Origin of the sequence: Pseudomonas sp. ML2-2023-3 (assembly GCF_037055275.1) — a bacterium.
Classification (GTDB): domain Bacteria; phylum Pseudomonadota; class Gammaproteobacteria; order Pseudomonadales; family Pseudomonadaceae; genus Aquipseudomonas.
Genome location: NZ_CP146343.1, coordinates 2,770,483 through 2,782,808 on the forward strand (window position 1 = coordinate 2,770,483; position 12,326 = coordinate 2,782,808).

General features: G+C 60.6%; 7 protein-coding genes. 2 read left to right on the forward strand and 5 right to left on the reverse strand.

Annotated elements, in window-relative coordinates:
- Window positions 1-2 precede the first annotated feature (2 nt).
- From V6P94_RS12910 to V6P94_RS12920, 3 genes are read right to left on the reverse strand one after another with little or no spacing between them, the layout of a single operon-like run.
- Entirely contained in the window at window positions 3-1,418 is a 1,416-nt protein-coding gene (locus V6P94_RS12910) for an efflux transporter outer membrane subunit (protein WP_133078226.1), read from the reverse strand.
- Window positions 1,402-2,568: an efflux RND transporter periplasmic adaptor subunit gene (locus V6P94_RS12915; RefSeq protein ID WP_133078227.1), complete on the reverse strand. Its 1,167-nt coding sequence runs from the start codon at window positions 2,566-2,568 to the stop codon at window positions 1,402-1,404. Before V6P94_RS12915 ends, V6P94_RS12910 begins: the two co-directional genes overlap by 17 nt.
- Window positions 2,558-5,779 (reverse strand): efflux RND transporter permease subunit, encoded by a 3,222-nt coding sequence (locus V6P94_RS12920; RefSeq protein WP_338646801.1) that lies wholly within the window; start codon window positions 5,777-5,779, stop codon window positions 2,558-2,560. Before V6P94_RS12920 ends, V6P94_RS12915 begins: the two co-directional genes overlap by 11 nt.
- A 188-nt stretch (window positions 5,780-5,967) precedes the next feature.
- On the opposite strand from V6P94_RS12920, the gene V6P94_RS12925 reads away from it, so the two are divergent.
- A complete protein-coding gene (locus V6P94_RS12925; protein ID WP_133078229.1) occupies window positions 5,968-6,378 on the forward strand; it encodes a hypothetical protein in 411 nt (136 codons plus the stop codon).
- A 113-nt stretch (window positions 6,379-6,491) separates the two neighbouring features.
- Here the strand turns inward: V6P94_RS12925 and mapR are convergent, their stop codons facing one another.
- Together mapR and ccoG are read right to left on the reverse strand one after the other, a co-directional pair.
- Window positions 6,492-7,901, reverse strand: a complete 1,410-nt coding sequence (mapR, locus tag V6P94_RS12930) for a GntR family transcriptional regulator MpaR (RefSeq protein ID WP_338646803.1) — start codon at window positions 7,899-7,901, stop codon at window positions 6,492-6,494.
- 148 nt (window positions 7,902-8,049) lie between these two features.
- Window positions 8,050-9,471: a cytochrome c oxidase accessory protein CcoG gene (gene ccoG, locus V6P94_RS12935; protein ID WP_219261298.1), complete on the reverse strand. Its 1,422-nt coding sequence runs from the start codon at window positions 9,469-9,471 to the stop codon at window positions 8,050-8,052.
- Window positions 9,472-9,997: 526 nt separating this feature from the next.
- Between ccoG and glgB the strand changes: the two genes are divergently transcribed.
- Entirely contained in the window at window positions 9,998-12,223 is a 2,226-nt protein-coding gene (gene glgB, locus V6P94_RS12940; RefSeq protein ID WP_133078232.1) for a 1,4-alpha-glucan branching protein GlgB, read from the forward strand.
- Window positions 12,224-12,326 lie beyond the last annotated feature (103 nt).

Here is a 12,326-nt window from a genome sequence, read left to right on the forward strand (position 1 = left end):
GGTTAATGATCGTTCCAACCACCCCCCAACGCTGTCAACAATCCCACGCTGGCCTGCAACTGCCGGGTGCGAAGCGACTGCACCTGGCGCTGGGCTTGTAGCGCTGCCGTTTGTGCCGTCACCACATCCAGATAACTCACCGCCCCGGCCTCATAGCTGTTGGTGGCAATCACCTGGGTGTGTTTGGCGGCATTTGCTGCGGCTTGCTCGTCGAGGCTTTCCTGTTGCAAGTCGCGCAGTTGGGCAAGGTTGTCTTCGACTTCGCGTACCGCGTGCAGCACTTGCCCCCGGTAGTGGGCCGATGCTTCTTCAAATTCGGCCCTGGCCCGGCGCTCCTGGCCCTCGAGCCTGCCACCGTCAAAGACAGGCAGGCTGATCAGCGGCCCCAAGGCCCAGAAACGGTTACTGGCAGCCAGCAAATTGCCGCTGCCCTGGGTTTGCCCGCCCAGCAGGCCGGTCAAACTGAAGTCCGGATACCAGGCCGCTTTTGCCACGCCGATCGCCGCATTGGCGGCAAACACCCGGCGCTCCGCAGCGGCAATATCAGGGCGGCGTTGCAGCAGGGTACTTGGCAGGGTTCGCGGCTGATCAGGCAGGTTCAGCATCTGCTCTCTGGCCGCCAGCTGGAAGTTGCTGGCGGGTTCGCCCATCAGTTCACCAATAGCGTGTTCGGTCAGGTTGCGCTGGGCACGGATGTCGTCCAGTTGGGCCTCGGCTTCGGCCAGCTGGCTCTGGGCGCGGGTAAGGTCCAGCTCGGAGGCTATTTGCCCCTGATATCGGGTACGGGTCAGTTGCAGGGCCTGGCTGTAATCATCCAGTGAGCTGGACAGGATGCGTCGCTGGGCGTCCAGTCCGTCAAGTTGAACATACAGGCTGGTCAGCTGACGCTGCAGGCTTAAACGGGCGACAGCCAGATCATCCGCCGAGGCTTGTGCCTGGGCATCGCCAGCAACCACCTGATTGCGGATTTTCCCCCACAGGTCGAGGTCGAAATTCAACGCGAATCCTGCAGTGTTGCTGTTATAGACCGACGGTTGAGTCGTGCCGCGCAAGGGGCGGTTGTCCGATTGACGTTGGCGCAGCGGTTGCCCGCTGGCTGTTATTTGCGGGAAGAGTCCGGCGTGTAACTGGCTGGCATAAGCCTGCGCTGCATCGAAGTGGGCCAGCGCCGCTGCCAGGTCAGGGTTGGCCTTGAGCAACTGCTGTTGCAGGCTGTTCAGGTGCTCATCCTGATACACCCGCCACCACTGCGGTGACAGCTGGTCGGCAGGTTGGGCGCTGTGCCACGGGCCGTCACTGCTTTGCTCGCGGTAGTGCGCGGGCACGTCCAGCGTCGGGGTGTTGTAGGTGGGCGCCAGGGAGCAGCCCTGCAACGCCAGGGCCAGCAGCAGGGCCGCGCGCTTAAGCCTTGGTTGCATGGTCGGCTCCTGTTTCGGCCAGTTTGACCCTGTCGCCTTCGCGCAAAGCATCGGGTGGGTTGTCTATGACGGTATCACCTGCTTCAAGGCCCTGATCGATCACCAGCCGCTCCCCAAGGTCGAGGCCGATATGGATGCTCTGCAAATGCACATGCTGCGCGCTGTCGAGCACGGCGACCTGGGTGCCCTGGGCGCGAAAGATCAGCGCACTGGCCGGAATGCTGACGCCGTGAGTGTCCGGCGGGATGGCCAGGGTGGCTTCGGCGTAGTCCCCGGGCATCAGGGCGTCGCCGGGGTTTTGCGCCACAAACTGCGCCATGAGGGTGCCCGAGCGCGGGTCAACCGAGGTCGAGTTGCCGATCAGGCGGGCGCTGAACATGTGCCCCGGATGCTCCGGCACGCTGAGCTGCACCTGCATGCCGGGGCGGATCACGCTGGCGTAGTTCTGTGGCACCGGCACATAGAGGCGCAGTTGGTGGGTGTCGGCTATGTCAAACAGCTCGGTGTCGCTGTCGGTATCGGCCTTGATCAACTGGCCAATGTCGGTGTGACGCGCGGTGATGGTTCCGGCGAAGGGCGCGCGTATGGTCTTGTAGGCTTCCAGCGTTGAAAGGCGTGCGTAGTCGGCTTCTGCGGCTTGGGCATTGGCGTGGGCCGCGGCGGCGTTGGAGTTTTTTTCGTCGGCCTCCTGGCGCGACACCGAATGACTGGCCAGCAGGTTTTGCCAGCGTGTATCAGTGGTGGCCGCGAGCCTGGCATTGGCTTGCTCCTGCACCATGTGAGCGCGGGTTTGCGCCAGTTGCTGATCAAGATCGGGGCTGTCGATAACGGCCAGTATCTGACCCTCTTTGACCTTGCTGCCGATATCGGTTTGCCAGCTTTTCAGGTAGCCGTTGACCCGCGCATGAATGGGCGCCTTGCTCCAGGCTTCCAGGTGCGCGGGCAGGCGCAGGGTATCGCCGTGGGCGTTAGGCATGGGCTGAAACACGCTGACAATCGGCAGGGCCGCCGCTTCGGTCCATTGGCTCACCGCGTGTTCATGGCGGCTACGTGCTGCCAGGCCATTGGCGACCAGCAGGGCGGCCAGCGTCAGGCCACCGATACCCAGGTACATCAAGCGCTTGCGCGAGGGTTTTTGATCAGACGACATGGGGCGTTTCTCCAGCAGCAGGGCTATTTTTTTCACGGCCATGCACCAGGCTGAACACCACGGGCACGAACAGCAGGGTGGCAACGGTGGCCAGCATCAGACCGCCAATAACGGCGCGTCCGAGGGGGGCGTTCTGTTCTTCTGACAAGGCCAGCGGGAGCATGCCGATCATCATCGCCAGTGCGGTCATGCACACCGGTCTGAAGCGCGTGTAGCCCGCTTCGAGTGCCGCCTTGAGGGCGTCGCCATGTTCGGCCAGGCGTTCACGGCAAAAGCTCACCACCAGAATCGAGTTGGCCGTGGCCACACCCATGCACAAGATGGCCCCGGTCAAGGTGGGCACCGATAACGAGGTGCCACTGAGAAAGAGCATCCACACAATCCCGGCCAGGGCGGCGGGCAGGGCGGTGATGATCACGAACGGATCGACCCACGACTGGAAGTTGACCACGATCAGCAGGTAGATCAGCACCACCGCACCCAGCAAGCCCAGGCTCAGGCCACTGAAGGCTTCATGCAGGGCGTCGATCTGCCCGTGCAGGCTGACAATTGCTCCTTTGGGCCGCAGGTCGGACGCGCCATCGATCACCTTTTGCACATCGGCTGCCACCGCGCCCAGATCGCGGCCCTGAATGTTGGCGTACAGGTCCAGCGTCGGCTGGATGTTGTAGTGGGTGACCACGGCCGGGCTCTCGACCCGGCTGATGGTCGCCAACCCGCCGAGGATTTGAGACTGGCCGTTGCTGCCCGTTACCGGCAAGGCTTCAAGGGCGGGCAGGCTGTCCAGGCGATATTGCGGCGTGGCGGCAACCACGCCGTAAGACACGCCGTTCTGCGGATTGAGCCAGAAGGTCGGAGCTACCTGGGAGCTGCCCGCCAGGGAGGCCACCATACTGTTGGTCACATCACGCTCGGTAATCCCCAGGCCATTGGCCCTCTGGCGATCCACATTGACTTGCAGCGACGGGTAGCCCACCGATTGCTGAATCCGCAGGTCCGCAATCCCCGGCACATGCTGCAAGCGCCGTTGCAGTTCCAGTGCATAGGCGCGGTTGGCCGCGTCATCACGCCCGGAAATTTTCACGTCCAGAGGAGCAGGGGCGCCGAAGTTGAGAATCTGGGTGCTGATGTCGGCAGGCATAAACGCAAACTGGCTGCCGGGGAAGCGCTCGGGCAGGACGTCACGCAAGCGTTTCACGTACTCGGCGGTGGGGCTGTGATCTGCCTTCAGGGCGACTTGAATATCGCCGTCCTGTGGGCCGATAGTGCCGCTGCTGCTGTAGGCCATATCGATGCCACTCAACGGAATCCCGATATTGTCGATGATGGTGTCCAGTTGATCGGCGGGGATGATTTCCCGTATGCGCGATTCGATGCGATCGAAGTCGGCGGCGCTTTCTTCAATTCTGGTCCCCAGCGGCAAGCGCACGTGCAGGGCCAGGGCTCCGGCATCGGTGGCCGGGAAAAAGTCCTGGCCCAGACTCGGCAGCAGCGCAAACGAGACCAGCACGCAGGTCATGAAACCCGCCAGAAAGCGTTTGCGATGGGCCAGTGCCAGCTCCAACACCCCGAAGTAGGCGTCACGAACGGCCGAAAAACGGCGCTCGAACCCGAGCTGGAAATTCAGCAGCGCGCGCACGGGCGCCGAGTGTTGGCGGGTGTGTTGATCGCCTTCGTGATGGTTGATGTAGCCGTCTTCCGGGTGATGCCCGGCACCTTGCTCCGGCACATGTGGCTTGAGCAGAAACATTGCCAGGGTGGGTACCAGGGTTCGCGACAGAATGAACGAGCTGCCCATGGCGAAAATCACCGACAAGGCCATGGGGCGGAACAGGTATCCGGCAATGCCCTGCAACATGAACATCGGCACAAACACGATGCAGATACACAGCAGCGACACGAAGGCCGGGCCGACAATCTGTTTGGCACCGTCGAGAATCGCATCACGCACCGACTTGCCTTGCTCAAGGTGCCAGTTGATGTTTTCGATGGTCACGGTTGCATCGTCCACCAGAATCCCCACCGCCAACGCCAGCCCGCCCAGGGTCATGACGTTCAGGGTTTGGCCGCTGATGGCCAGCAGGGCAATGGCCGACAGCACGGCCAGCGGGATCGACACGGCAATGATCAGGGTGGAGCGCCAACTGCCCAGAAACAGCAAAATCATGGCGCTGGTCAGCAAGGCGGCAATGATCCCTTCCTGGGCCACGCTGCCCACCGATTGTTTGACGAACACCGAGGCGTCGCCCAGCAGTGAGGTCTTGAGGGAGGGCGGCAAGGTTTCATTGATGCGCGGCAGCATCCCGCGAATGCCGTCGACGATGGACAGGGTAGAGATAGTGCCGTTCTTCAACGCTGGCATCAGCACGGCGCGATGACCGTCGACACGCACGATATTGGTTTGCGGCGGCGAGCCGTCACGCACATGGGCCACCTGGCCGATGGTGATCAGCGCGCCATTGACGGTCTTGATGGGCAAGTCATTGAGTTCGTCGATGGCCTTGGGGCTGTTGTTGAGCAGCACCGTGTATTCATAGGTGCCGAGCTTTGCCGTGCCCACGGGAATAATCTGGTTTTGCGCCGCCAGTGCCGTGCCCACGTCCTGTGCCGACAGGCCTTTGGCCGCCAGCGCTTGGGGGTCAAGGTCGAGGGTGATCTGACGCTGCTTGCCGCCCATGGGCGTCGGCATGGCCAGACCGGGCAGGGCGCTGAGTGGCAGGCGAATGTTGTTCTGCACCAGGTCGCGGATTCTGGCTTCCGAGAGTGTCGGGCTGGAGAACGCCAGTTGCAGGATCGGCACCGTGGAGGCGCTGTAATTGAGGATCAGCGGGGGAGTGATGCCCGGCGGCATTTGCTTGAGCACGGTTTGCGACACGGCGGTCACTTGCGCGTTGGCCGTACGGATATCGACACCGGGTTGAAAGAAGATTTTAACGATGCCCATGCCGGGCAATGACTGGGACTCGATATGTTCGATGTCGTTGACGGTGGTACTCAGCGAACGTTCGTAGGTGTAAATCACCCGTCCTGCCATATCGGCCGGTGCCAGGCCGGTGTACTGCCACACCACGGCGACCACCGGAATGCCAATGTCAGGGAACACATCAGTGGGGGTGCGTACAGCCGCCAGCGGCCCGATGATGCAGATGAAAATCGCCAGCACGATAAACGTGTAGGGCTTGTGCAGTGCGGTCTTTACCAGCCCGAGCATGCCTGAACCTCCGGGGAGTGGAATTGCAAACCTCGGCAGTCTCACCGCCCACACCTAACGATCAGCTTTCAGCAACGTGAAGGATCCTTTAGGAATGGCCTGAAAATCCCTTCATTTTCATTCATTTGGCGCGGTGCACGGTGCGCTTCAAGCTTGAGGCCTACTCATTGTTTCGAGGCGTACCTGCGATGAACCTGAAACCGCTGTTGTTGATTCCATCTCTGAGCCTGGTGCTGTTGTTGTCAGCCTGCGCGGGGCCCATGCCCAAACAAGACCCGGGCGAAGCCTGGATCGGCCTGAAAGAAGAGGGCAACAGTGACCTGATGGCCGAGCGCGTAGACGGTAAAAACATCAACGATGGACGCTATTTTGAAGTCACCCCCGGCGCCCACCGCCTGGACGTGACGTTGTACGAAGGCGCCACGGGCGATGAGAATCAGGTGGATTGCCAGGGCAAGGTCAATTACACCGGGTTCAGGGCCGGTGAGCGTTACGAGCTGATCGAGTCAAGCCTTGGGCCTGAAGTCAGCGCACGGCTGGTGGACGGGCATGGCAAGGAAGTGGCGCACACGGCTGATTTCACCTGTATGCCGGGGTAGGTGCCTCTATACCCTTGTGGGAGCGGGCTTGCTCGCGATGCAGGCAATGAGGTCTGTCTGATACGCCCTTGCGAACCTGTCGCGAGCAAGCCCGCTCCCACAAGGGCTGTCGTCTAGAACGAACGCACGATCTTGCCCAGGGTTTCCATGGCCTTTTCGCTGGCTTCATCCCAGGGGCTGCCGTAGTTCAGGCGGATGCAGTTGCGAAAACGCTGGGTGGCCGAGAAGATCGGCCCCGGCGCGATGCTGATGCCCTGGGCAAGGGCCATCTGGAACAACTTGAGCGAGTCCATTTGCTCGGGCAGCTCGAGCCACAGAAAGTAGCCGCCCGAAGGCTGGCTGACACGGGGCTGGGCCGGGAAGTAACGGGCAATCGCCGCCAGCATCGCGCTCTGTTGTTCTTCCAGGGCATAGCGCAGTTTGCGCAGATGACGGTCGTAGCCGCCGTGCTGCAAGTAATCCGCAATGGCAGCCTGGGCGGGCATCGAGGCGCACAGCGAGGTCATCAGCTTTAGCCGTTCGATTTTCTGCGCGTATCGACCCGCAGCCACCCAGCCGATGCGGTAGCCCGGCGCCAGGCTTTTGGCAAACGAGCCGCAATGCATCACCAGGCCTTCAGTATCAAACGCTTTGGCCGGTTTGGGAGCGTGCTGGCCGTAATACAGTTCGGCGTACACATCGTCCTCAATCAACGGCACCTGATGGCTGCGCAGCAACTCGACCAGGGCCTGCTTCTTGGCCTCGGGCATGGTCGCGCCAATCGGGTTCTGGAAACTGGTCATGCACCACACGGCCTTGATCGGGTGGCGTTCAAGGGTGTGTGCCAGCACGCCGAGATCGATGCCATCACGCGGATGCACCGGAATCTCCACCGCCTTGAGCTTGAGCCGCTCAAGGACTTGCAGGCAGGCATAGAACGCCGGGGCTTCAATGGCCACCAGATCACCGGGCTCGGTGACGGCTTGCAGGCACAGGTTCAGGGCCTCCAGCGCACCATTGGTGATCAGCAGTTCTTCCATGGGCAGCATCAACCCGCCGACCATGTAGCGCAGGGCGATTTGCCGGCGCAGTTGCGGGTTGCCGGGTGACATGTCGGTCACCACCATGCGCGGGTCCATCTCGCGGCTGGCGGTGGCCATCGAACGGGCAAGCCGCTGCAGCGGAAACAGCATGGGGCTTGGGAAGGCCGAGCCGAAGGGCACGGTGTGGGGGTCTTTGATCGAGTCCAGCACCGAGAACACCAGGGCGCTGACATCCACCTGGGTGGACTCGGTGATATGGCTGCTGAACACCGGCTCGCAAAACGGACTCGGTGCATGGGTGTTGACGAAGTAGCCAGAGCGCGGCTTGGCCCGAATCAGGCCACGGCGCTCCAGCAGGTAATAGGCTTGAAACACGGTCGAAGGGCTGACCCCATAGGTCTGGCTGGCATAGCGCACCGACGGCACGCGCTGACCGGGGCCGAGCACCCCTGAGCGGATCAGTTCGGCAATATCGTCGGCGAATTTTTCGTAGCGTTTCATGGGATAAGGCTCGGTCCGGCGTGAGTTTCAAACATCACGAATCTGTGGGAGCAGGCGTGGCGTGTGAAGCGGGTTTGCTCGCGAGACAGGCGGCGCGGGGTCTCGGCGACAGCGCAGCGATCTTATCGCGAGCAAGCCCGCTCACACACTAACGATTAAGCGGTGCAACAAAACGGCTTTTGGCCACGCTGCGCACGTCTGGCTGATCGGTGTCGGTCACCACAAACTCGAGGGTCTGTGAACTGCTCTTCGGGCGATCGGCCAGCAAGGCAACAGACACCGGCACATCGACGATCTCACCCGGGGCCAGGCTCAGTTCGGTTTTACCCTGCAACTGGAAGTCCTCGCTGTTTTGCAACGACACTCGGTACTGCTGCGGCTCCTGAGTCTTGTTGATGATTTTAAGGCTGTAGATGTTCTCGATCTGGCCCTGGCTGTTCTCGCGGAACAGGCCCCGGTCCTTGATCACATCCAGGGACACCATCGTGCGCTGGTTCAGGGCCACCACCAGCGCCCCGATCATCACCACCAGCACCACGGCGTAGCCGATCAGGCGTGGGCGCGCCAGGTGGGTCTTGCCGCCTTGCAGTTCGTGCTCGGAGGTATAGCGTACCAGGCCCGGGGCATAGCCCATTTTCTCCATCACCGAGTCGCAGGCATCGATACAGGCTGCGCAACCGATGCATTCCATCTGCAAGCCATCGCGGATATCAATCCCTGTCGGGCACACCTGCACGCACATATAGCAGTCGATGCAATCGCCCAGGCCTTCTTGCTTGGGTGCAACCCCGCGTTTGCGCGGACCACGGTTTTCGCCACGGGCCACGTCATAGGAAATGGCCAGGGTGTCTTTATCGAACATGACGCTTTGGAAGCGGGCATACGGGCACATATGCATGCACACCGCTTCACGCAGCCAGCCGGCGCTGATGTACGTGGCACCAGTGAAAAACAGCATCCAGAACAGGCTGATGCCGGCGATTTCCAGGGTCAGCAGTTCAGTGGCCAACGGCCGGACCGGCGTGAAGTAACCGACAAATGTCAGCGCGGTCATTACGCTGATGGCCAGCCACAGCGTGTGCTTGGCGGTACGGCGCAGGATCTTGTTCAGGCGCCAGGGGGCTGCTTGCAGTTTTATGCGCTGGTTTCTGTCACCTTCAGTGATCTTTTCGCACCACATAAACAGCCAGGTCCAGCTGCTTTGCGGACAGGTGTAACCACACCACACCCGCCCGGCAAAGACCGTGATCGCAAACAGCCCGAAGGCGGCAATGATCAGCAATGCCGACAGCAGGATGAAGTCCTGCGGCCAGAACGTTGCGCCGAAAATATGAAACTTGCTCTCAGACAAATCCCACAGGACTGCCTGCCGGCCATCCCAGTTCAGCCAGACCGTGCCAAAGAACAGCAAAAACAAAAAGCCTGTCCCCACTATTCGCAGTGTGCGAAACAGGCCAGTGAAGCTGCGGGTGTGGATCATGTTGTCGCTGGACTTGTTTTTATTTTTTGTGGCTCTGGGTCTAGAAGCCTCAAATGACTCAAGTATCTGGACGGGAATTTGTTCGCTCATGGTCTTTCGCTCATCAGCCTCCATCAGGCATGAGCACTATGCCCAGCGAACTGTTTGCATAACAGACTCAGTTATTTGAATAAAAACAGGATCAGATGGTGTTTTGAGACGGCCTGCGACAATGTGCTGCACCCTGGCCAATACCCCGTTGTCATTGGCTTTGTGCGCCTGTAACCGACGTCTGTTGAATACAGTGTGATCAAGGTCAAGCAAATCACCGAATCACGGCAGCCAGCCTTATCCCGGTTGAAATGAGCATGTGTCTTGCATTGATAACGGCCGTGATGTCCCTGAGTCTTTTTAGACCCGGGCTGGCTCTTGCAGTGACCTTAAAGCAACACATTGCACTGTTAATGTGCGAAAAGAGTGCATCGGGCGTAAGCCCGTCACGGGTTATTTATGAATGGATACAGATTGTCTGACAACAGCTAGTCTTTGCTCTGTCTATGAGTTAGAGGACACAGCTCATGTCGATGGCTAAAACGCGTGCTGGGTCAGACGTAACCTTTACCGGATGGAGAACAGCATGATTTCGAGCAAACAAACGGGTAAAGGTAAAGACTCGTTGTCACCCGCAGACCCGGATGTTGAGGCGTTGGCACGGGCAGAGCACTCCGATCCGTTTTCGGTATTGGGTCCCCATGGGGATGGCGAGGGCGGGCAGTATATTCGGGCATTTCTGCCGGGCGCGGTGAGTGTGAATGTGCTTGCCCGCGATGACGGACAGCTGCTTGGCAGTCTTGAAGCTTCACAAGTGCCTGGCCTGTATACCGGGCATTTCGCACAAAGCCGGCCGTACCTGCTGCAGGTTGACTGGGGCGACGCTGTGCAAGTCAGCGAAGATCCCTACAGTTTTGGCCCGTTGCTGGGTGAGATGGATCTGTACCTGTTTGCCGAAGGCAATCATCGTGATCTGAGCAGTTGTTTCGGTGCGCAACTGATCCACGTTGAAGGCGTGCACGGCGTGCGTTTTGCGGTATGGGCCCCCAATGCGCGGCGGGTTTCGGTGGTCGGCGACTTCAATGGCTGGGACGGTCGTCGTCACCCCATGCGCCTGCGCCATCCGAGCGGAGTGTGGGAGCTGTTTGTTCCGCGCCTGCAAGCGGGTGAGGCGTATAAGTATGAAATTCTGGGCGAGCAGGGGATCTTGCCGCTCAAGGCCGATCCCGTGGCGCTGGCCACCCAGTTGCCGCCCGATACCGCCTCAAAGGTTGCCTCGCCCCTGAGCATCGACTGGCAAGACGATGACTGGATGCACGCGCGTGCCCAACTGCAGCGTCATGATGCGCCGCTGTCCATCTACGAATTGCACGTGGGCTCATGGCAGTGTGAGGTCGATGATATCGGCGAGGTCGCGCGTCAGTACACCTGGCCTGAGCTGGCGGAGCGCCTGATTCCCTATGTGCAGCAACTGGGCTTCACCCACATCGAACTGATGCCGATCATGGAGCACCCGTTTGGCGGCTCCTGGGGCTACCAGCCCCTGTCGCAGTTTGCACCCACCGCCCGTTACGGCTCGCCCGATGATTTTGCGGCGTTCGTCAATGCCTGCCATGTGGCCGGGATCGGGGTGATTCTGGACTGGGTGCCCGCACACTTTCCCAACGATACCCACGGCCTGGCGCAATTTGATGGCACCGCGCTGTACGAATACGCCAACCCCCTTGAAGGGTTTCATCAGGACTGGAACACCCTGATCTACAACCTGGGCCGCACCGAAGTGCACGGTTTTATGCTGGCGTCGGCCCTGCACTGGCTCAAGCACTTCCATATTGATGGCCTGCGGGTCGATGCCGTAGCGTCCATGCTGTACCGCGACTATTCGCGCAAATCAGGGGAGTGGGTGCCCAATCGTCACGGAGGCCGGGAAAACCTCGAGGCCATCGAGTTTTTGCGCCACCTCAACGATGTGGTTGCCCACGAGGTTCCGGGCGCCCTGGTGATTGCCGAAGAGTCCACGGCGTGGCCGGGGGTCAGTCAAAGCACCGACCAGGGTGGGCTGGGCTTTTCGTATAAATGGAACATGGGCTGGATGCATGATTCGCTGCATTACATTCAACAGGATCCGGTGTACCGCGCCCATCATCACAATGAGTTGAGCTTTGGCCTGGTGTACGCCTGGACCGAGCGTTTCATCCTGCCGATTTCCCATGATGAAGTGGTGCACGGCAAGCATTCGCTGATCGACAAAATGCCCGGTGATCGCTGGCAGAAATTCGCCAATCTACGGGCGTACCTGAGCTTCATGTGGGCCCATCCGGGCAAGAAGCTGCTGTTCATGGGCTGCGAGTTCGGGCAATGGCGCGAGTGGAATCACGATCAGCAACTGGACTGGTATTTGCTGCAATACCCCGAACACCGGGGTGTGCAGAAGCTGGTGAGCGACTTGAACCGCTTGTACCGCGAGCAACCTGCGCTCTATGAGCAGGACGACGTTGCGCAGGGGTTCCAATGGTTGATCGGTGATGATGCGGCCAACAGCGTTTACGCCTGGCTGCGCTGGAGCAAGGACGGTTCGCCCTTGCTGGTGGTGACCAACTTTACCCCGGTACCTCGCGCTGGCTACCGCATCGGCGTGCCGTTTGCCGGCACCTGGCAAGAGGTGATCAACAGCGATTCGGCCACCTATGCCGGTTCTGACTACGGCAATGGCGGCGGGGTAGTGACCGAAGACGTGCCCAGCCACGGGCAGAGCGTATCCCTGGCATTGAATCTGCCGCCGTTGGGGGTGTTGATACTGCGGCCGGTGTAAGCCTGCGGGAGCGGGCTTGCTCGCGATGGGATCGACGCGATTCAACCGGGAAATCGCGCCGCCTGCATCGTGAGCAAGCCCACTCCCACAGAAGCACCGCCAG

Bases quoted from the DNA above. Each gene is read 5' to 3' on its own strand.
- V6P94_RS12915 (WP_133078227.1), bottom strand. From the start codon at position 2,568: ATGTCGTCTGATCAAAAACCCTCGCGCAAGCGCTTGATGTACCTGGGT.
- mapR (WP_338646803.1), bottom strand. From the start codon at position 7,901: ATGAAACGCTACGAAAAATTCGCCGACGATATTGCCGAACTGATCCGC.
- V6P94_RS12925 (WP_133078229.1), top strand. From the start codon at position 5,968: ATGAACCTGAAACCGCTGTTGTTGATTCCATCTCTGAGCCTGGTGCTG.
- V6P94_RS12910 (WP_133078226.1), bottom strand. From the start codon at position 1,418: ATGCAACCAAGGCTTAAGCGCGCGGCCCTGCTGCTGGCCCTGGCGTTG.
- glgB (WP_133078232.1), top strand. From the start codon at position 9,998: ATGATTTCGAGCAAACAAACGGGTAAAGGTAAAGACTCGTTGTCACCC.
- V6P94_RS12920 (WP_338646801.1), bottom strand. From the start codon at position 5,779: ATGCTCGGGCTGGTAAAGACCGCACTGCACAAGCCCTACACGTTTATC.
- ccoG (WP_219261298.1), bottom strand. From the start codon at position 9,471: ATGAGCGAACAAATTCCCGTCCAGATACTTGAGTCATTTGAGGCTTCT.